The following is a 20,286-nucleotide window of genomic DNA, read 5'->3' on the forward strand; positions in this document are numbered from 1 at the left end:
AAAATGGTCATGATATTGGTTACGCTTCCCGCTGCCTCCTTGTTACAATGGACAGGAATCAACAATTCATTGCCGGAGGATGATAACGATGTCTTTTAAAGTAACCTTTATCGGGGCGGGCAGTATCGGATTCACACGCGGATTGCTGCGCGACCTGCTGACTGTGCCGGAATTCCGTAATATTGAAGTCTCATTCATGGATATAAACAGCCATAACCTGCAGATGGTCACTGAGCTGTGCCAGCGGGATATTCGGGAGAATGGTCTGGATATAGTAATCTCTCCGACTACTGACCGCAGGGAGGCGCTGAAGGATGCGAAGTACGTATTTTGTACTATCCGCATGGGCGGCCTTGAGGCGTTCGCCACCGATGTGGACATTCCGCTGAAATACGGCGTGGACCAATGCGTAGGTGATACGCTGTGTGCGGGAGGCATCATGTACGGACAGCGCGGCATTGCCGAGATGCTGGAGATCTGCCGCGATATCCGGGAGACGGCAGCGCCGGATGTGCTGCTCCTGAATTACTCGAATCCGATGGCCATGCTCACCTGGGCCTGCAATAAATATGGCGGTGTGCGGACCATCGGACTCTGCCATGGGGTACAGCATGGACATCATCAGATCGCCGAAGTCTACGGGCTGGAGAAGTCGCAGGTGGATATTATCTGCGCCGGAATCAACCACCAGACGTGGTACATTTCCGCCAAAGCTGATGGCAAGGATCTGACGGCCGGACTGCTGGAAGCCTTCGAGCAGCATCCGGAATTCAGCCGCACCGAGAAGGTGCGGATCGATATGCTCCGCCGCTTCGGCTATTACAGCACTGAATCGAACGGACACTTGAGCGAATATGTTCCCTGGTACCGCAAACGCAGCGGTGAAATTATGGACTGGATCGATCTGGGCAGCTGGATCAACGGCGAGACAGGCGGATACCTGCGGGTCTGCACAGAAGGCCGCAACTGGTTCGAAACGGACTTCCCGAACTGGATGAAGGAGCCTGCTCTGGAGTATACCCAGGCGAACCGCGGCGAGGAGCATGGCTCCTATATAATAGAAGGACTCGAAACGGGCCGTGTGTACAGAGGGCATTTCAATATGGTGAATAACGGGGTGATCTCCAATCTGCCGGATGATGCCATTATTGAAGCACCGGGGTATGCAGACCGCAACGGGATCTCGATGCCGCTGGTCGGTGAACTGCCGCTGGGCCCGGCAGCGGTCTGCAATGTCAGCATTTCCGTGCAGCGGCTGGCCGTGGAAGCTGCAGTACACGGCGACGACAAGCTGCTGCGCCAGGCCTTCATGATGGACCCGCTGGTCGGTGCGGTCTGCAATCCGAAGGAGATCTGGCAGATGGTAGATGAGATGCTGGTTGCCGGGGAACAGTGGCTGCCGCAATACAGCGCGGCGATTGCTGAAGCGAAGGCGCGTCTCTCCTCCGGTGACCTGATCCCGACGAATGCCGGTAACGCCGGCGCTGCCCGGCTGAAGGTGAAGACCATAGACGAGATGATGCAGGACCGCGATGCCGCGAACAAAAACGCCGGGGAGTCCGATAAGGGCAAGGACCGCGAGAAGGTGCATTAAATAGTTAATTCGGCCGGAAGCAGCACGTTTGCTTCCGGCTTTTTGTTGATGTTCGGGGAGTGAAGGTCACGCCCATTAGATGGAAGCCGGAAATGAAAAAAATTGGGGGGAGTGGCAGAAGAAGCGGGAGAGGCGGTAGTCGCGGATGTGGCGCAAGTGGGGGGAGTTACTGGTGCAGATGCCGTAGTCGGAATGAAGCGGACTGAGAAGACGCTATTTTGACCAAACGCCTCATGTTGCCGCTGATTCGGACTGAGATTCCGTTATCTTGTTCAAATGGGCCACAAATGAAGCCTGATCGGTCAATTAACGGAATCTCAGTCCGCTTGGCCCGCGAATCTGCACAATCTGACGGAATAGCGGAATCTCAGTCCTTTTCACAGAATGAATGGAGCCGGAGTGGGGTGAACGCGCCGTTGGAACGCTCCGGCAAGTCCCGAATCATCCCCGCGAAACGCCCCGCCAACGCCCGAATCATCCCCGCAGAATCTTCTCGCGGCGTCTCAGGCTCACTCCCGGACTAGCTTGTCATTCTGCAGATTGGTAATCTTGCGGCGGATAGGCATACTTATTGAAATGAAGAACAGGGCCAGAACGATGAGCAGCAGGCCCATAATAAGGTTGACCCGGTTTAGGGCGGTGGGATTGTTCACAAACATCAGCATTATATTGAAGACGCCAATGATCAGCTCCATCACCGCGAGTGAAATCCATAAGCGGTATATTCTCTGATAATGCTTGATTTTGGAATCGGTATCCGAATAGATGGTGAAAGCACCCTCCGCTGATTTTCTTCGAAAGATCACCCAGCGAGGGTTGACATATACAGACTTGCCCGACGGCTTTTTGCCGGCAGGCACACGCTCGGCTCCGGTCTCCTCCATAAACTGCAGGTATTCAGCAGACTTGGCTTTCTTCGGATCTTCCTCCAGCAGCTCAAGCCGGTAGATGTATTCCCCCGGGGCGCTCTCTTCAAATACATAACGGGCCCAGGAGTATTCAACAAGCGCAAGACCTTTGGCGGACATGTCATTCAGCCACTGCTCTTCCTTTTCAAAATCTGCGAAATATTTGCGCACTACATGATTCATTCCGGTTCGCCTCCCATTAGCTTTCTTCCATTAGACAGCAGCTCGTCAAGCCTGGTCATTTCGCTCAGCAGTGCAGATCTGCCAGACTCCGTAATCCGGTACTCCTTCTTGCGGGAATCCTGGCTGCCCGCCAGCAGCTCAATCCAGCCCCGCTCCACCAGCGTGCCAAGCGCGCCATACAGCGTGCCGGCGCCAAGCTCCACGCGCCCGTTACTCAGCAGCTTCACATTCTGCATAATTCCGTAGCCGTGCATTGGGGTGAACAGTGACAGAAGAATATAATATACGCCTTCTGTCAGCGCCCCGTATTCATTGCTTCCTGACAAATGCCTCACCTGCCTTAGTCTAGTATTAACGGATTGTTACATCAACTGACGTTATAGCAATCGCCGTTACATCGCCTTCCGTTATATCGTCTTCCGATATACATATTATATCGGCGACCGATATATCAGTCAATAGGGTTTTGCGGAAAATACAGGCAAAAAGCAAAAAGCATCCCCCTCAAACCGGATGAACGGTTCACAGGGGGATGCTTTTTGGCCTGGACAGCAGGGCGGAAGGGGATTGATGATATAAACTTAAGCCCCGGCAGTTTTTTTGCCGAAAAAGGTCTTCAGCGCCTGATAGACCTCCTTCTTATCCTTAATGACATAATGCATGAACTGCTCTTGCTTCAGGTGGCGGTAGGCGGACATTAGTGTGCTGCTGCGGTTGTACTGGTTCACCTCGCCGTAGCCGAACATGTTGCTGCGTTTCAGCAATTCGCCGATCAGCTTGACGCAGCGTTCATTGTCGGAGGTCAGGTTGTCGCCGTCCGAGAAATGGAAGGGGTAGATATTGTATTTGGCCGGCGGATAGCGGCTGTCGATAATCTCCAGCGCCTTCTGGTACGCCGAGGAGCAGATGGTACCGCCGCTCTCGCCGCGCGTGAAGAAGTCATGCTCGCTGACCTCTTTGGCCTCGGTATGATGGGCCAGGAATACAATGTCCACTTTCTCATACTGGCGGCGCAGAAAGCGGGTCATCCAGAAGAAGAAGCTGCGGGCGCAGTATTTTTCAAAAGTACCCATGGAGCCTGAGGTGTCCATCATCGCAATAATTACGGCATTGGAATGGGGGACGGTAATGTCATCCCATGTTTTGTAGCGCAGATCGTCAGGGCTGATGCTGTGGATTCCCGGATTCCCGCTGCTGGCGTTGCGCCGGAGATTCTCCATCAGCGTGCGTTTTTTGTCGATGTTCGACATCATGCCTTTTTTGCGGATATCGTTGAAGACAATGGATTTGACCTCAATCTCTTCCTTGTCCTTAGGCTTAAGGTGGGGAAGCTCCATATCCTGGAACAGAATATCCTCCAGATCTTCAATATCCACTTCGGCCTCAACGGTATCCTGTCCTGGCTGGTCACCCGCCTTGTCACCTTTGCCCGGCTGGGCGGACTGCGAATCGCGGCCGAGCACATCGCCTACCTGACTTTCCCCGTCTCCCTGGCCGACATGTTTCTGCTTACGGAAATTATAAATAATCCGGTATTCATCCAGACTGCGGATCGGCACCTTCACAATCTGTTTGCCGCCCGACAAAATAATGTTCTCCTCAGTAACGAGATCCGGCAGATTGTCCTTAATGGCTTCTCTGACCTTTTGCTGGTGACGCTCCTGATCCTGATGGCCTTTGCGGTGAAGGGACCAGTCTTCTTTAGACACGACAAAGGCGTATGGACCGGATGGCTGGGTCAAGGATGACCACCTCCCATGATTATCTGAAAATAGTACAGGCTATGCTGGAGACGAATGCGGCAGGTTGTAACTAAAGTATATTCATGGGGATGGGGGATATGTGAGCTGTATTATTCACTGATTTCTTCAATGAGCAGTTTATAGCTGTTGGAGCGGGCTTCACCGGAGTATCTGCGTCCGTCTATCGTGAATAAATACAGGGCGGTCGAGGATCCCTGAAGTGAATTGCCCATATAATCAATATTAATTTTCACAAAATAAGTGAGGGTGACGGTCTGCCCCGGCTGCAGTGTTCCCAGCGCTACAGTTCCGCTGTACGGGGTTTCAGGCACAGTTAGGGCAGAGATGGTCACAATATCCGGGTCAATTACGGTTCCTTGCGGCACAATCCGGATCACAGAGACCTCTGCCGGATAATTCCCGTTGTTGGTTACATAAATCCCGAATTCAGCAATGCCTCCAGGCTCGACAATCGGCGGCACCCCTTGCATTTCAATAGAGATGATGGGCGAGAAAAGCAATGTTGTTACAGCGTTGGAACGGGCGATCTGCCGGACATTGCGTCCATCCGGAAGGGTGAATGTATATTGGACATTGCCCTGGTTCTGGATGGCCGGAGTCTGGCGGATATCGGTGGCATCAGGAATGGATACGAGCAAAACAACCACGACCGCCGAGCCTGCTCTTATCGTTCCGAGCGGAATGCCATCCCCCGGGCGTACTCCTTTCTGGGGAACCCCGTTAATGCGGATGCTATCCCAGATGAATAGGACACCTGGCGGTATGAAATCGGTCAGCAGAGCCTCTACAGCCAGGTTTCCGTTGTTACGCACGGTGTACTCATACCGCAGATTATCGCCTGGCGCAGCGCTGTATAGATCTACCTTCAAGCTGGCGGATACTCCCGGATGGACGACTGTTATGAGGACCGTATTGCTCTCAGCGGTGTTCCTGCTGTCATTCACCTCATAGGTAACCACTGCCTTGGCCGGTAATACCGGATCGGGAGGAATTGCGGCAACCCGGACGCGGAAGGAAATTTCAGCGGCTGAGCCTGTACTGAGCGAACCCAGCCTGATACCGAGGACCGGGTCGGCCTCTGGCTGATATACCCCGCCTGCAATGACGCTTCCGGGGATGAACACAGCCCCCTCCGGGACCGGGATGGTCGCGATAATCCCGGACAGCGGCCGGGTGCCTTCATTTCTGAGCTGCAGGGTATAGGTCACGGCATCTCCAATGAAAGTGGTAGGAGTGCTGGCCGTGAGAAGTGTGGACAACTGGTAAGACAGTAGAGAGACAGTCACCGGGTTGGAGCGGACTTCCCCCTGCACCATTCTTCCTTCAGGTGTGGAGAAGGAATAGGTTCCGACCGCCCTGTTGTGCAATGCCAGGGAAGGCGGGAGTGATACTACAATGACCTGGAAGGCGATCGTAACTCCGGAATGCGGAGAGAGAGTGCCAACGGGGATGCCGGAAGACGGAGTAACCCCGGGAAGGGGTACTCCGTCTCTGAGCACACTGTTGGCGATAAAGGATACACCCGCGGGAAGGACATCAACGATGGTGACCAGGGCGGGCGTATTACCGCTGTTCTGGGCGAATACGGTATAGACGAGCGTCTCCCCCAGGGAAGCGCTCGTTTGATCCGTAAGCTTAAGCAGCGATAGAACAGGGCCCACGACGGGGGTATTGACGGTATTGGAGTAAGTGATGGCGTCAATACCCTCTGCCGAGCTGAATAATACCATGGACTGGTTGCTTACGACAGGCTGAAGCCGTGAGCCTTCTGTCATATTACAATGACCTGAACCTGGAAAGTTACTGTAACGGATGCACCGGCGGCAATCGTACCAATCAATATTCCGGCAGCAGGGTTCGCACCGGGGCGGAAGACTCCGTCTACGGCAACACTGCCAACGACAAATTGGCTGCCGGCCGGGATCGGGTCAACCAGCACGACATTGTTGACGGCAACAATACCATTGTTGGTCACGACGATGGTATAGGTGATTATGTCGCCGACTACCGCATCGATAGCCGGAGTGCTCTTGACTGCTGTAACATCCGGTGATGAGACCGGGATGACCAGTGTATTCGACAGTGCAGAGCCTGAGAGCAGACGGCCGTCCGGCGGAGTAAAGTTGAAGGTGGCGGCGGCCTGGTTCACGAGCTGCTGCGGAGAAGGCAGGGAAGCTACAGTGACCTGCAGAGTAACTGTCACGAGGACAGTAGCTCCGGCTGCGACTGTACCGAGATTTATTCCGGTCGCCGGATCTGCACCCGGAACAGGCTGGCCGTTCACCAGTACGCTGTTCGGGATAAATACAGCTCCCGGAGGGATGGAATCCGTTAAGGTGACAATAGCCGGCAGATTGCCTGTATTGGTTACGCTGAAGGAATAAGTGACAGTATCCCCAACTGTAGCATTAGCCGTATCTGCTGCTTTCACGATGCCGATAATCGGCTGGAAGACCGGTGTAATGAGATTATTGGAATAAGAGGCACCGGAGAATGCGCCGGAGGTGAAGCTTACGGAAGCCTGGTTGTTCAGAACCGCCGGATTAGGCAGCGTGTTGACGTGGATATTGAAGGTGACCAGGACTGTTGCACCCGGAGCGATTGTTCCCAGAGAAACACCATTGGCAGGGTTCGCTCCCGGCAGAGGAGTACCGTCCACAACTACGCTTCCGGCAACAAAGGAAGCGCCTGCCGGAATCGGGTCACTCAGCACAACATTATTGATCGGCGCAATACCGCTGTTGGTAACGCTGATGCTGTACGGAACCGTATCACCCAATACAGCATCGGTCACAGAAGTGCTCTTGACAAGAAGTACATTCGGTGACGACACAGAAATCTGGTTGATGTTTGAGCTGGCCGACTGGTTGAAGGTCCGTCCGTCAGGCAGTGTATAGGTGAAGGCGATGAAGGCCTGGTTGCTGAGCTGCTGGCTGGCCGGCAGTGTAGTGATGACGACAGAGAACATTAACTGCAGAGTGGCTCCCGCAGCAACCGAACCCAGCGGAATGCCCGAAGCGGGATCGGCCCCTGGTGCCGGGAAACCGTTGATCAGCACACTGTTCGGAACAAGCGTAGTACCTGCAGGAATCGTATCCGTCAGTGTGGCAGCCGTCGCATAGTTTCCCGAATTGCTGACATTGACAGTATAAGTAATGGTGTCTCCGACTGTTGCGTTTACCGAGTTTGAGCTCTTAGCCGCAGCGATAATCGGCTGGAAGACCGGAGTGGTCACAATGTTCGAGAAGGCGACACTGGACAATGCCCCGGAAGTGAAGCTGACGGAAGACTGGTTGTTTAGCACACCCGAGACCGGCAGGGACGTTACAGTTACGTTGAATGCTACAGTTACTGAAGCACCCGGAGCAATACTGCCTATAGTTACCCCGGTAGAAGGTGAGGCCGCCGGGCGCGGAACACCGTCCACCACCACACTGCCCGGAACAAAGGTGGTACCGGCAGGCAGAGCATCCGTGAACACCACATTGTTAACGGTAGCAATACCGTTATTGGTCAGAATGACCGAATAAGTAATCGTATCGCCAACATTGGTAGCGGTGGTTGTGGTCGATTTGACGACAGCGAGATTCGGATTCGAGACAGGGATGGTGACTGTATTGGTGTGCACCGATCCGCCAAGCGTTCTTCCGTCAGGCAAAGTGAAGCTGTAAGCAACTGTTCCCTGGTTCACCAGCAGCTGCGGTGTCGGCAATGAAGTGATCACTACCGAGAACGAGACAGCAACGGCAGCCCCCGGAGCAATCGTCCCTGCGGCAATTCCGGCAGTGGGGTTCGCCTGCGGCAGAGGCAGCCCGTTGATCAGAACGCTGTTGTCCACAAAAGTAGTACCGGCCGGAATATTGTCCGTTACGGTTAGACTTGCTCCATAGTTGCCTGTATTGCTGACGTTTATCGTGTAGGTGACTGTATCGCCGACCGTTGCGTTCGCGGTGTTGGCAGATTTGGCAGCGGCGATGTTCGGCTGGAAGACGGGGACCGCCACAGGGTTGGAGAAGGTGGAGCCTGTAAAGACACCGGAAGTGTAAGTTACCGAAGCCTGATTATTTATTGATGCATTTGCGGGTACGGATATTACAGTGACACTGTAGGAGACTACAGCGGAGGCTCCGGACGCGAGAGTGCCGATGTTAATCCCTGAAGCCGGATTGGCATTCGGAAATGGCACACCATTCACAAATACGCTGCCCGGCACGAAGGTTGTGCCGGCAGGAGCCGGATCACTGATTACCACATTGTTAACCGGGTCCATCCCGTTATTGGTGATGCTTACGGAATAGGCAACCGTATCGCCGAGTGCTACCGAAGTGGAGGTTGTGCTCTTGACCACTGCCAGGTTGGGAGCAGACACTGCGATGGTTACTGTGTTGGAGACGGCGCTACCGCTCAGCAGCCGCCCGTCGGGCGGAGTGAAGGTATAGGTGGAAGCCGCCTGATTCACAAGCTGCTGCGGCGACGGCAGGGAGACAATGAAGACGGTGAAGCTGACAGACACGCTGGCGCCGGGAGCGACAACTCCGACAGCAATGCCGGTATCCGGTGCCACGCCCGGCTGCGGGAAGCCGCCGACAATGACGCTGTTGGGATCAAAGACGGTGCCGGCCGGAATATTGTCGGTTAACGTTACATTGGCTGCAACATTGCCGCTGTTGCTGACAAGAATGGTATAGATGACCGTGTCGCCGACTGTGGCGTTCAGGTCATTGGCGCTTTTGGCAAGCGTGATCTGCGGCTGCGTTACCGGTGTGGTGGTGACGTTGGACGATGAAGAGCCGGAGAAGACCCCGGAGGTGAAACTGACGGTTGACTGGTTATTGACCTGTGAAGGAATCGGCATTGTTATCCTCACCTCGAATGTTACGGCAACTGATGCCCCTGGGCCCAGACTGCCGATTGGAATGCCGGCGGACGGAACTGATAGCGGCTGGGAGACGCCGCCTACAATTACGGTTCCGGGAATGAAAGCCGCATTCTCAGGCAGAGGATCGCTGAGAATGATATTGCTGACAGAAGTGATACTGTTGTTTGTCAGCACTGAGGTGAACGTAAGGATGTCGCCGGTCACGGCATCGATGGCATTCACGCTTTTGACAACACTGACATTGGGTGCAGAGACGGGAACCGTCAAGGTGTTCGACACGGCATTTCCGCCGAGCTGGCGTCCGTCCGGCAGCGTGAAGGTATAGGAGGCGGCTGCTGAATTGACCAGCTGCTGGTTCGGTGGCAGTGATGTAACAGTAACAAGGAAACTGACGGTAACGCTGTCTCCGGGAGCAAGCGGACCTACCGGAATCCCGGTCAGCGGGCTGAAGCCCGGCAGCGGCGTTCCGCCTACGCTGACGCTGTTGGTCTCGAAGACTGTTTGTGGCGGCAGAATGTCGGTCAGATTCAAGGTTGCGGCAATATTGCCGGTGTTGCTGGCGAGTATCGAGAAGGAGAGCAGACTGCCCACCGATGCCTGTGCAGGGCTGGAGCTTTTGACCAGTCCAATCACCGGTGTGAAGACAGGAGTAAGTATAGTGTTCGATAGAGCTGTTCCACTGAATGCACCAGCCGTGAATGAAGCGCTCGCCCGGTTGTTCAGCTGAGGCGGACTTGGAACAGAAGTGGCGTTGACCTGGAAGACTACGACGCTCGTTGCTCCGGCAGCGAGCGTACCCAGGGCGATCCCGGCATTCGGATTCGCAGACGGTACGGCAGCCCCGTTCACCGTTACGGTTCCTGCAACAAAGGCGCTGCCGGCTGGCGCGGGATCGGACAGAACGACATTGCCTACCGCCACGCCGCTGGGGTTGGAGACCGAAACGGTGTAGGTGAGATATTCGCCTACTGCGATAGCGGTGAAATTTGCGCTTTTGAGGATCGTGATGTTGGGTGCAGATACCGGGATGGTGACCGTGTTCGATACACTTCCGCCGGACAGGGAGCGACCGCTCGGCAACTGGTACGTATAACTGCTGCTTCCCTGATCGGTCAAAGTTGCGGGAGTAGGCAGGGACTGCACCGAAGCCAGGAAGGTTACGGTAAAGGCAGCCCCCGGAGCGACTGATCCCAGCGGGATGCCGCTGACCGGAGAATCCGAAGGACGGACAACGCCATTTACCGTAACACTTCCGGCAACGAAGGCGGAGCCGGCCGGAATCGTGTCGGTCAAGCTCACCGTTGCGGCAATATTGCCTGTGTTCCTCACTACCAGCGTGTACTGCACATTGCCGCCGACAGTGGCGCTGCCCGGGCTTGCGCTTTTGACGATGCCGATTACGGGCTGGAATACAGAAGTTATGGTTGTATTAGACTGGGTGATTGCATTAAACGCCCCTGAGCTGTACGAGGCCGAAGACTGGTTGGAGAGCTGGCCGCTTCCCGGCACGGAAGTGACATTCACCTGGAACGTAACGGTTACACTGGCCCCCGGTGCGATGGTTCCGATGGTAATCCCGGAAGCCGGATCAGCAGTCGGCCGCGCACTTCCTTCTACGGTGACACTTCCCGCCACAAAGGTGCTGCCGGCGGGAATCGGATCTGAAAGCACGACATTCGTAACCGCGACAATTCCGTTGTTGGTGATCACTGATGTATACAGCAGGGTGTCACCTACGGCAACATCCGGGAAGCTGGTGCTTTTGACGATGGCGACACTCGGCAGCCTGACCGGGATGGTCAGCGTATTGGAGGCTGCCGTGCCGGGAACGGTCCGGCCGTCGGGAACCAGAAAGGTATAGGCTGCCGTGGCCTGATCAACCAGCTGCGGAGGCGAGGGCAGACTGTTCACCAGAACACGGAACTGGACTGTGGAGCTACCTCCGGCAGCAATCGTACCGATGGGGATGCCTGCCGCAGGATTGCCCGCTGCCGGTGTGCCGTTCACAGTAAAGCTTCCCGGAACATAAGTGCTGCCCGCAGGAATGTTGTCTGTAAGTGTAGTTGTGGCGCCGATATTACCGGTGTTGGAAATTTGCAGCGTATAGAGGATCTGATCACCGACGGTCGCATTGGTCGTATTAGCGCTTTTGACAATGGCGAGGACCGGGGAATAGACCGGCAGTGTATCTGTGTTGGATGGAATGACCCCGCTCACAATCGGGCCGCCAGCCACACTTTGGAAGGTGAAAGCAGCGTTGGCTGTGTTCGCAACAATTTGCGGATTCGGCAAGGAGGTAACTCTGGCTTGATATGTAATCGTTATGGATGTGCCCAGTGCCAAGGATCCGAGAGGTATGCCTGATGTTATATCAAAGGTTGGCCTGGAAACACCTGCCACGACCACACTTCCTGCCACAAAAGTAAGACCTGCCGGCAGCGTATCCGACAATACAACACTGGCTGCACTTGCTGTACCGGTATTGCTGACGGTCACGGTGTAAGTGACCAGATCACCAACGATGGTTCCGGCGACATTAGCGGTTTTAGTTAACGAAATCTTGGGGGCATTAATATCAATCTGCAGCCCGTTAGCATTAACCACGTAAGCATCGCCTGAGGTAGTCAGTGTCAGCAGGGCCGAGGACTGATTGTTAACCAGACGCGCGCCAACATCCACGTTCGTGATATCCCAGCCCTGCCGGCCGCCGACAATGTTGGAGCCCGGACTGCCGTTAGTCTGGTTGCGGTTCCCGAACGTACCGGTGGTATTCAGGTTGCCGGTATCATTGTTGATCTGCGATGCGAAGAAGTTGTTCGCAAAGTTATTAGGCCCTGACAATGCGACCTGGGTTGCGGAGGTAGGGCCGAAGAGCGCCTGGTCTCCTGAACGGTTGGCATCTCCTTCCTGGGCGCTGAACATGATGCGTCCGCCAAGCGCGCCGGTGACGGGGGTGGCAAATCCGGTAATGGTTGTGACAACCGGTGCCGAAGTGGACTGTACAAGGACGGCACCCGCCCGCAGAGACATGTTGCGGAAAGGCAGTGACGGATTCTGGTAGATGACAGCGAGCGTCCAGCCCGCATGGTTGGCCGTCGGATCACCGGCGATAACGATGGTTCCGACTACTCCGGCTGTGATATAGGTTCCGGCCCCTGAGGCCTGAATAATGCTGGTCACATTGGCGGAACGGACATACGCGAGTGATCCGCTTCCCAGATCTACCGAATTGGCGGTGGCTGCATCGGGGGTTACGCTGACCGTATTCCCGAGCGGGGTTGTGAAGGATACGGGATTGTTGATCGCCGCAGTGAGGTTGACTGTACCGTTAACATAGGTGCCGCCCCAGATCAGTTCTGCATACAGCACGGTGCTTCCGGCGGGAAGAATCAGGATCGCTGCAGAGCTGTTGCTCTGGTACAGGCTTGTTGTGCCCGCAGGATAGGTGCCGAATACGGAGGCTGTATTTACGGTGGAGAAGCCTCCGATACTATCCTGGGTACCCGGAACGCCAATCGTATCTGAACGGCTTAACCCCAGTGTATTGCCTGTAAAAGTAATCGCACCTGTTGCATTAACCGTAGAGCGTACGACTAGAGGAATGATTTTCACCTCCTTTGGGATTGCTGTGTACATAGTAAGACAACGAAAAAAAGCAGACCGACTCCTGCATGAGGTCGGTGTGCCATCTTTCTTGTGTGGTATTAGCCTATGAGCACTGCCGGGCATTATTGTATGTCCATTTGCGAAATTTTTAAGAGATAAGCATTTATGGGTTTCGGAGGTCATGCAAGGTACCTGAGTAATCATCGAAGCCGGAGCCCGCTTTACGGAGGATTTCATTAATCTTGTCTATTCTGTGACCGCAACCGGCGTTCGAGCAGTGCTCGCGGTTCAGGATAGGCTTTTCTACTCATGGCCTCCAGCTCTTCCCGGCTGATCTCCTGTTTAATCACGGCAAAATGATACATAATTTCATGGATGACGTTGGACTGCAGCGTCTTGAGTACTTCCAGTTCCTCCGTCTCATAGAGCGAGTCGTCAAAAGGATATTGATAGAACAGCTCCATCCGCAGCAGTCTGAAGTCGAACGGCGGCGCAGGAGCCGGGTAATCCTTAACCTCAGGCGAGATTGGGCCTAGGGAAGGCTGGAAAAAACGGCCGGTCAGATAACGGGGGGTATATTCGTCAAACTTCTGTTTGAACATAGGATTGGAGATATGCGCAAAACTATGGGCATAGGGTGAGAGAATACAGACAACAGCTTTGTGCGTGCTGATTCTGTGAATCTCGGACAATGCTGCAAACAAATCGTTTACATAGGGCATTACCCGGCTGGCCATCACGAATTCAGCGGTATTATCAGGCAGGGGAATACCCTCGCAAATATCACAGACAATATCCACCCCGGGGTATGGCCTACGGTCGATTCCCAGATAACCTGATTCTTTGCCGGGACCGCAGCCGATATCGATTCTCAAGGAAATCACTCCTTCAAGGTGCTGAATAAGGCTCTTCACCATTGTATTAAGTCTGCGGTTCAATGCGTACGGCGGATGCCCAGCCCCCTCCGCCAAGTTTATGCACCCCGGCCTTTGGGGTAATCGTTACTAAGGTAAGCTTAAGCAGCAGGCTCAGACCTTACCGTAAGATATAGAGGAGGTAACGCCATGAGACCACAACGTTCACTACCAGCTATCGCAGCAGCAGCTGTACTAATGCTGGTGTTATCCGCCTGCGGCGGGAATCATCCGACCGAAGCACCCGGAGAACCGTCAGCGAGCCCGTCACCTGCACCTGTGGTGAGTACAGCTACGCCAATCCCCAGTCCTGCTCTCCCGCCAACTCCTTCCACCGCAGCGGAAGCACAGATTATTCAGGGATCAGGTGTGTATATCGGACAGATTGATAATCATTCCGTAGAGATTGAGACTGAAGAAGGACCAACAGCATTTGAGCTGGGTGTTGGCACAGAGGATGCGCCGGATCTGCTTGAAATGGATGATGCCGTTGTTTTTGCATATGTGGAAAAAGTAGTCGGAAGCGATGTGACCGCGGTCCAGCGTGTGTTGTCCAGCCTGTCCAAGGCAGAGGGCGGCGGGAGTGCATCACCTGCGGCCAGTGCGCTCCCGGATACGCAGACCTTCAAGCTGACACTGGAGGGGGTGGAGGAAGAGAAGACTGCGGCGCTTGCCGCAGGAGACGGGTACTCCCTGTATGTATTCGATATCTTCAGCTTCGACGCGGCCAGCGGCAAGCTGGCGATGAAGGTGGACCCGGGATATTACGCCGAAATTACCAGGCTTCCTTCCGGTTTCAAGCTGGATGCTCTGGAGCAGGAAGGGCGGACTGAGCTTGCGGCTACAGGCAAGGTTACGGCGCTTAGCCGGGAAGAGCAGGAGCGGCGGATGTCCGGTATCCGCTTGTATCTTACCGCAATGGGCTCCGGCCTGACCCGCCAGATTGTAGTGAAGGAAGTGGACGGCCAAGGCTATCTCATCAAGCTGAATATTCCGCAGAGGGAAGCCTCGGAAGGCTTCGGGCCTCATGTGTATGCTTCACTGGATTCACTGGTTAATCAGTAAAACGCGGTGCAGATCTGCTGCTCCGCCGGCTGTAACGAAGGCTGCAACGAGAGTGTTACCCTTGTGGTATGCTCCTGGTGCAGCCTTTGCCGTTTCCGCTTATATACAGCAGGATTCAATATCAAAAATGTTATTTAATTGTAACCGGTTTATGAGAAACTTTTACCGCCTAAGCTACGTCAAAGAGGTAGAAATAGTTGAGATTTTTTTCCTATCTGGGAGGATGAGTTCGTGAAGAAGTTATGGATTTCTATTGTAGTGGGGTTGCTGGTATTTCCGTTAATCTTTCAATCCCCGGCTAAGGCAGCAGTCACACCGATCCGAATTATTATTGACGGAGTCCAGTTGTCTACGGATCAGCCGCCAGTCATGGTGAACGGACGAACGATGGTACCGCTGCGTGCAATCTTTGAAGCCTTTAATGCAGCTATCAAGTGGGATCAGAAGACACAGACCGTAACGGCGGTCCAGGAGGATACAACGGTTATATTGAAAATCGGCTCCAAGACGGCTACGATTAATAATCAGTCTGTAAGTCTTGATGTGCCCGGTCAGAATTTGAAGGGCCGAACTATGGTTCCGACGCGTTTCGTAAGCGAGGCGCTGGGCCGGGAGGTGGGCTGGAATCAGACCACCAAAGTTGTGACGATAACCACCCCGGTGCCGGCCGGCGTTAACACAGCTCCGGTATCCGGCGTAACCGCACAGGATATCAGTGACTTCGGTGACGGACGCGACCTGCAGATCAACTTCAACCGGGTGTTAAATGAGTCCCTGGTGGACCATTACCGCGTTCTGATCGTTAAAGCAGGCAACTCGTTTAATCTGTCGTCCGCACTCGCGGTACCCGCATCTAATTATTCTTCAGTCATGGTGACAGGCGCAAATCCTGTGGTCAAATTGACAGCTGCTTCGAGAACAGCAGATGGAGAGTTAATCAAAAGCAGTCAGGGGTATATGGCTTATGTCCTGACGGTAGGCAAAGGAAGTAACATCAGCGCTCTTTCCGGGGGTTCTTCCACGATTACTTTGACTAATAATATTGCAGCAGTATTAAGCAATGTACAGGTAACCGATAATAACGATTACGGTGACGGGCGGGATCTGTTCGTCAGCTTCAACAAGCTGGCAGATGAGAGTAAGGTAAGCTCCTACCGGATATTCGTGGTCAAAGCGGCTAACTATTCAGCCTTTAACCTGGCCAAAGCAAACTCGGTTGTCAGTGCCTATTACACACAAGTCACCAAGACCGGTGCCAACCTCACCCAGACGCTTACCTCAGGGGCCAGGGACACAGATGGAGCACTTATTCAGACAGGAGTAAGCTACAGGGTATTTGCCATGGCTGTTGACAGCAGCAATACAGCTAATAATGTGCTTTCAGCGGCTTCGTCGCCGGTTACCCTGTCCAGCATAGGGATTTCTAGCCTGAATGTCACTGATGTTAACGACTATAATGACGGCCGTGACCTGAAGGTGTCATTCACACATGCCGCTGACGAAACTTATATCAGCCAGTACCGGATTCTAGTGGTGCCTACTTATTACTACAGCAGCTTCAGCCTGTCTGACGCAAATAATGTCTCAAGCGCAAATTATACAGCAGTAAGTACATCGGGCTCCACTACCAGCCAGGTATTAACTTCCTCCACCAGAGATGTGCGCGGGGCGCTGCTGAAGAATGGAACCAATTACAAAGTGTATATTGTATCTGTCGGAAGCGGGGTTAATGCGGGGGCCAATATACTTTCGCCTGCATCAGCTGAGATTACGCTGTGGAATGATTTCAGCATGAGTGCTGTGACTAACCTGAGTGTGAGCGACGTTAACGACAACGGGGATGGCCGCGATCTGAGGGTATCATTCACCCATGCCTCAGACGAGACCTATGTCAGCCAGTACCGGATTATGGTGGTGCCTACTTCCTACTACAGCAGCTTCAGCTTGTCTGACGCGAATAATGTATCAAGTGCGAATTACACTTCAATTGGTACATCGGGCTCTACGACCAGCCAGGTATTATCTTCCTCTACCAGAGACGTGCGCGGGAATGTACTTAAGAATGAGATCAGTTACCGGGTGTATGTATTATCTGTTGGAAGCGGAAGTTACGCGGGGTCAGGTGTACTCTCGTCAGCTTCATCGGTAATTACGTTATTGAATACTTCCAGTGTGAGCGCAGTTTCCGGACTCAGTGTCAGTGATGTTGCCGACTATGGTGACGGCCGTGATCTGAAGGTATCCTTCACTCATGCTGCGGACGAAACCTACATCCGAGAGTACCGGATTATGGTGGTGCCGACATCCTATTACAGCAGCTTCAGCTTGTCTGACGCGAACAATGTCTCCACTTATATTTCAGCGGGTACCTCCGGCAATAGCACGAGCCAAGTGCTGGACTCCTCAGCCAGAGATGTGCGCGGTACTACAATCAAAGATGGAGTCAGCTATAAAGTGTATGTGTTGTCCGTCGGAATTGCGAATTATTCAGGTCCGAATGTCTTGTCCGGAGAATCGTCTGTGATTACCCTGGCCGGCAAAACCCCGGTCGTCTCCGTGACGAATGTAACGTATAGTGTGGACAATGGCAACCTTCTGACCAGTTTCAACAAATCAGCGAATGAGTCTAATATCCTGGAATACCGGGTATATGTAGTCCCTGCCAAGCAAGGGTTTGGTACGGCGGATGCACTCGGGGTGCCGGCTTCACAGTATAAGGCGGTTGTTCCAAACGGAACGAATCCGACAGTTACGGCTGCAGCCCGGGATGTGAACGGAAATTCAATTGCCCGTGGGACTAAATACAAGGTGTATGTTCTTGCCGTAGCCAATAATTATGGTGTGCAGAACGGGGGGCTTTCAGATTCAAGCGAGGAGTTTGAGCTATAACTGCCATTGCTAAGCTGTAAAAAATGCAAAAAACACAGCACGTCTCCAGTTACAGGGGATGTGCTGTGTTTGGTTTGTGAGCCATTACGGCCTGCTTAGACAGCGCCTGCATTTACCAGAACAGTGGAAATCAGCAGCATGAACACCAGCAGGATAACGGCGTTAATGATGGTCCCGAGGACTGCGAATACCTTACGGCGTCTGCGGAGCGTAAGCCCGATAATGCCGGTGACTGCTCCGATGACATTCACTGCAGCAAGGATCAGCACGGACAAGCCCAGATACATAATCGCTTCTGCTGAATCAGCAATCAGTTGATTATTCTCATTCATGATGGAAGAAGCCTGTGCACCAACATACACAAACGCAATTGCATAGCAGACCAGCGTAAACAGAGCGATGACGAAAGAAGCGATGCCGGGGCCTGAGTGCTTGAAGTCGCGTTTGTTCTCCTGATACAAGTAATCCGGATCAGCAGGTATTGGCTGTTCTGATGAGCCCCATTCTGCGGGCCGGGCGGTTTCGGTGTCAGGTTTGGGTGGAGGATTATAGTCCATGGGCTGCACTCCTTGGGATAAAAGATTGATACTATCACTTTTCCATAAGCTGGCTCTAAAAGCAAGTATTCCAGCAGAAGTATCGGCAAATCCCGCTGCTGGAAATCAGCTGTGCGTATACGTTAAGATAGGAGGAGTTCAAGAGACGAAGGAGCTGTATATCCATGCAACGAAGATTGGTAGGCTGGGGAGCTGTGCTGGCTATGCTGTCCGTGGGAATCGGAGCGTTCGGCGCACATATGCTGAAGACCGTGATTAGCGAAGAGTATCTGAAAGTGTACGAGACCGGCGTCCAGTATCATATGGTTCATGCACTGGCTCTGATTCTTATCGGCCTGACAGCAGGCCAGTGGGGAGAGAGTGTCCGGCTGCGCTGGGCGGGCCGGCTGATTGGTGCGGGAATCATTCTGTTCTCCGGCAGCCTGTATATCCTCAGCACCTCCGGGATCAAAATTCTTGGAGCGATTACGCCTATTGGCGGCGTGTGCTTCCTTGCGGGCTGGATTTGCTTTGCCGTGGAGGCATTCTCGCGTAAGAATTAAGGAACGGCGTTCGTGTAATTTCTATAAGCAAGAGCAAACAGGCACCCGTTCCCGGAATCCCGGGCGGGTGCCTGTTTGATCTTGCTTAGATGAATTCATCGATTTCATTGAGATTAAAGGTGTATACCTGTTTCTCGTCAACATGGTATACGCTTAGCGAGTTAGCGTCTTCATCAAAGTTCAGAATACGGCAGGGCATCGACACCTGTTTGCCGTGCCGGTTCGCTCTCAGCCGGACCAGCTGGTTATTCTGAATATATTGCCTGATCTTGCCGAACACATCCGCCGGTGTTTCCGCCGGTGTCACAACTGGCGGGTTCTTGACGGGAGGTCCTTCGGCAGGCTTGTCCGCTGGCTTCTGCGGCAATTTCACTGAAACCGGAGCTGGAGTAAAGGAATCGCTCTTTAGAGCCAACTTGGCAGACCGCAGCAGAGTGTCTATAGTTCTTCCAAGTTCCAGACCGGAGTTAATGTTGAAATCTGTGATTTTATCGCTGTTGTTCAACATTTCAAGTAAGTATTGCAGTGCAAGCGGGTTAGTGCGGGCATTAATCAGGATGTCGACATTGAATAAATAGTTGCCGTCGGTGTGTTGTAGTTTCTTGTCCATTAATCCCCCAGCTTATCGTTTGAACGATTCATTAAGTATTTATAAAGTATATAAACTATACCATTAATTAAACGAAATTTATATACCTTCCGGCAGAGAATTAAGGACTTACGACCCCCATAATTTATAGAGGAACTAGGACCATCGTCCACACGCGGGTGGAGCAGGACGCATAACTTAGATCGTGAAACGTGAAAATAGGAGGTGCTGCAAATGGTAACATTGGAGCCTGTACAGGTAGGCGATTATGTCCTGGTCGGGGTTGAAGTGAAGCTGCCCAAAACTACGCTGCTCAGCATCAGCACAAGCCGGGGATATATCATGTGCGGGGCGCTGGATATAGGACTGCTCAATAACACGCTGAGTGACCGGCAGATTATTGCTGCACGGGCAGTAGGGGTGCGCACATTGCCGCAGCTGCTGGCTGCCCCGCTGGAATCCGTTACGATAGAAGCGGAGAAGCTTGGCATAGTTCCGGGCATGACCGGGGCGGAAGCCCTGCTTCTGATGGTGTAGGACTGCTGGTTGGATAATATGTAAGCAGGGGGCCGGCGGCCCTCTTTTTAATCTGCAAATAAGAATTTATATGTTGTTTCACACGTCCCGGAGCATAAGGTAAGGTATCTTGGCTCATCCTACGGGTTAGGACCGGAGCTGCATGGTGCGGCAGGGAAAAAGGTGCTTGTCAAGTGTCCTCCTTTGTTTCGCCCTGCGGGCAGAAGGGTAAATGGAGAATAGACTACTGCATGCCGGATGATGGACAAGCAGCCGGCAAA

13 protein-coding genes are annotated in these 20,286 nt (G+C 53.4%); 5 read left to right on the forward strand and 8 right to left on the reverse strand.

Features of this window, described 5'->3' with window-relative positions:
• Window positions 1-88: 88 nt before the first annotated feature.
• Window positions 89-1,594: an alpha-glucosidase/alpha-galactosidase gene (melA, locus tag PBOR_RS10570; RefSeq protein WP_042211641.1), complete on the forward strand. Its 1,506-nt coding sequence runs from the start codon at window positions 89-91 to the stop codon at window positions 1,592-1,594.
• A 509-nt stretch (window positions 1,595-2,103) separates the two neighbouring features.
• Here melA and PBOR_RS10575 read toward each other — a convergent pair.
• The 6 genes from PBOR_RS10575 to PBOR_RS10600 all read right to left on the reverse strand — a co-directional run bounded on the left by PBOR_RS10575 (window position 2,104) and on the right by PBOR_RS10600 (window position 13,808).
• On the reverse strand, window positions 2,104-2,685 hold the full coding sequence (locus tag PBOR_RS10575) for a DUF2812 domain-containing protein (protein WP_042211642.1): 582 nt from the start codon (window positions 2,683-2,685) through the stop codon (window positions 2,104-2,106).
• Complete coding sequence (locus tag PBOR_RS10580; protein WP_042211643.1) at window positions 2,682-3,011, reverse strand: PadR family transcriptional regulator; 330 nt, start codon at window positions 3,009-3,011, stop codon at window positions 2,682-2,684. The genes PBOR_RS10575 and PBOR_RS10580 overlap by 4 nt, the downstream gene beginning before the upstream one ends.
• Before the next feature lie 255 nt (window positions 3,012-3,266).
• Window positions 3,267-4,427, reverse strand: a complete 1,161-nt coding sequence (gene yhbH / locus PBOR_RS10585) for a sporulation protein YhbH (RefSeq protein WP_042211644.1) — start codon at window positions 4,425-4,427, stop codon at window positions 3,267-3,269.
• Between the two features lie 110 nt (window positions 4,428-4,537).
• Window positions 4,538-6,223 carry a COG1361 family protein gene (locus PBOR_RS10590; protein WP_042211645.1) on the reverse strand — a complete coding sequence of 562 codons (1,686 nt, stop codon included), beginning with the start codon at window positions 6,221-6,223 and terminating at the stop codon, window positions 4,538-4,540.
• A complete protein-coding gene (locus tag PBOR_RS10595) occupies window positions 6,220-12,963 on the reverse strand; it encodes a DUF7507 domain-containing protein (RefSeq protein ID WP_042211646.1) in 6,744 nt (2,247 codons plus the stop codon). Before PBOR_RS10595 ends, PBOR_RS10590 begins: the two co-directional genes overlap by 4 nt.
• A gap of 206 nt (window positions 12,964-13,169) precedes the next feature.
• Complete coding sequence (locus tag PBOR_RS10600) at window positions 13,170-13,808, reverse strand: methyltransferase domain-containing protein (protein ID WP_042219217.1); 639 nt, start codon at window positions 13,806-13,808, stop codon at window positions 13,170-13,172.
• Between the two features lie 189 nt (window positions 13,809-13,997).
• On the opposite strand from PBOR_RS10600, the gene PBOR_RS10605 reads away from it, so the two are divergent.
• Both PBOR_RS10605 and PBOR_RS10610 read left to right on the forward strand, forming a co-directional pair.
• On the forward strand, window positions 13,998-14,912 hold the full coding sequence (locus PBOR_RS10605; protein ID WP_042211647.1) for a DUF8580 domain-containing lipoprotein: 915 nt from the start codon (window positions 13,998-14,000) through the stop codon (window positions 14,910-14,912).
• Window positions 14,913-15,143: 231 nt separating this feature from the next.
• Window positions 15,144-17,801: a copper amine oxidase N-terminal domain-containing protein gene (locus PBOR_RS10610; protein ID WP_052429421.1), complete on the forward strand. Its 2,658-nt coding sequence runs from the start codon at window positions 15,144-15,146 to the stop codon at window positions 17,799-17,801.
• Window positions 17,802-17,896: 95 nt separating this feature from the next.
• Here the strand turns inward: PBOR_RS10610 and PBOR_RS10615 are convergent, their stop codons facing one another.
• Entirely contained in the window at window positions 17,897-18,358 is a 462-nt protein-coding gene (locus tag PBOR_RS10615) for a hypothetical protein (RefSeq protein WP_052429422.1), read from the reverse strand.
• A 164-nt stretch (window positions 18,359-18,522) separates the two neighbouring features.
• Here PBOR_RS10615 and PBOR_RS10620 point away from each other — a divergent pair, with 164 nt between their 5' ends.
• A complete protein-coding gene (locus PBOR_RS10620) occupies window positions 18,523-18,900 on the forward strand; it encodes a DUF423 domain-containing protein (RefSeq protein WP_042211648.1) in 378 nt (125 codons plus the stop codon).
• Window positions 18,901-18,985: 85 nt separating this feature from the next.
• Here PBOR_RS10620 and PBOR_RS10625 read toward each other — a convergent pair whose 3' ends face one another.
• Window positions 18,986-19,510: a hypothetical protein gene (locus tag PBOR_RS10625; RefSeq protein WP_042211649.1), complete on the reverse strand. Its 525-nt coding sequence runs from the start codon at window positions 19,508-19,510 to the stop codon at window positions 18,986-18,988.
• A 213-nt stretch (window positions 19,511-19,723) separates the two neighbouring features.
• On the opposite strand from PBOR_RS10625, the gene PBOR_RS10630 reads away from it, so the two are divergent.
• The gene (locus tag PBOR_RS10630; protein ID WP_039307501.1) at window positions 19,724-20,026 is read left to right on the forward strand and encodes a YunC family protein; all 303 of its coding nucleotides are present in this window, start codon (window positions 19,724-19,726) and stop codon (window positions 20,024-20,026) included.
• The last annotated feature ends 260 nt before the right edge of the window (window positions 20,027-20,286 follow it).

Origin of the sequence: Paenibacillus borealis (genome assembly GCF_000758665.1) — a bacterium.
In the GTDB taxonomy this organism is placed as follows: Bacteria; Bacillota; Bacilli; order Paenibacillales; family Paenibacillaceae; genus Paenibacillus_AQ; species Paenibacillus_AQ borealis.

Bases quoted from the DNA above. Each gene is read 5' to 3' on its own strand.
- PBOR_RS10630 (WP_039307501.1), top strand. From the start codon at position 19,724: ATGGTAACATTGGAGCCTGTACAGGTAGGCGATTATGTCCTGGTCGGG.
- PBOR_RS10595 (WP_042211646.1), bottom strand. From the start codon at position 12,963: ATGTACACAGCAATCCCAAAGGAGGTGAAAATCATTCCTCTAGTCGTA.
- PBOR_RS10605 (WP_042211647.1), top strand. From the start codon at position 13,998: ATGAGACCACAACGTTCACTACCAGCTATCGCAGCAGCAGCTGTACTA.
- PBOR_RS10590 (WP_042211645.1), bottom strand. From the start codon at position 6,223: ATGACAGAAGGCTCACGGCTTCAGCCTGTCGTAAGCAACCAGTCCATG.
- PBOR_RS10615 (WP_052429422.1), bottom strand. From the start codon at position 18,358: ATGGACTATAATCCTCCACCCAAACCTGACACCGAAACCGCCCGGCCC.
- PBOR_RS10625 (WP_042211649.1), bottom strand. From the start codon at position 19,510: ATGGACAAGAAACTACAACACACCGACGGCAACTATTTATTCAATGTC.
- melA (WP_042211641.1), top strand. From the start codon at position 89: ATGTCTTTTAAAGTAACCTTTATCGGGGCGGGCAGTATCGGATTCACA.
- PBOR_RS10575 (WP_042211642.1), bottom strand. From the start codon at position 2,685: ATGAATCATGTAGTGCGCAAATATTTCGCAGATTTTGAAAAGGAAGAG.
- PBOR_RS10620 (WP_042211648.1), top strand. From the start codon at position 18,523: ATGCAACGAAGATTGGTAGGCTGGGGAGCTGTGCTGGCTATGCTGTCC.